1 protein-coding gene is annotated in these 538 nt (G+C 65.8%); it reads left to right on the top strand.

The window, feature by feature from the left end:
- On the top strand, nucleotides 1-490 hold a 490-nt coding region (locus D7W79_RS44195; protein WP_158617198.1), incomplete at its 5' end, for a hypothetical protein.
- Nucleotides 491-538 lie beyond the last annotated feature (48 nt).

The following is a 538-nucleotide window of genomic DNA, read 5'->3' as shown; positions in this document are numbered from 1 at the left end:
GAACACCCCCATGTGCAGCCCCGCCCGCCTCGGACTCGATGGTCAGCCGCTGTCCGGCTTCGACACCCGCCTCTCCCCCGACAAGACGCGCACCACCGCGAAGGTCGGCGCGCCGCAGTCCACGCAACAGACCGCCAACGCCGTGGTCGTCAACCACTGGGGCGCCCCCATCACCAACGTGACGCTGCGCCACCGCTACAGCAACAACCCCGAGTACCAGCAGCAGGACAACTGGGCCTCGCTGGCGGAGAACGCGACCAGCTCGTCGTTCCAGGTCATCTTCTGGACCGGCGCCATCGGCCACGACTACTGGTGGATCCAGTTCGAGGACGCCAACGGGAAGATCTGGCAGAACAAGCAGAACTTCTACTGCACGCTCTCCTCCCCTGACGCGGGCAACACGCTCTACTTCTTCGTCAACGGCTCCGCGGAAGAGCTGCAGTGCCAGTTCGTCAGCACCCAGTGCGACGTCTCCCTCTACGAGTCGTAAAGCACCGGAAGTGCCTGGGCCCGCCCGGCCGTCTGTCCCTCCCTGTCC

The sequence above is a fragment of the Corallococcus exercitus genome, assembly GCF_003611585.1.
Classification (GTDB): Bacteria; Myxococcota; Myxococcia; order Myxococcales; family Myxococcaceae; genus Corallococcus; species Corallococcus exercitus.
The sequence above is the reverse complement of the archived record's forward strand: the minus strand, read 5'-3'. Positions and strand labels throughout refer to the sequence as shown.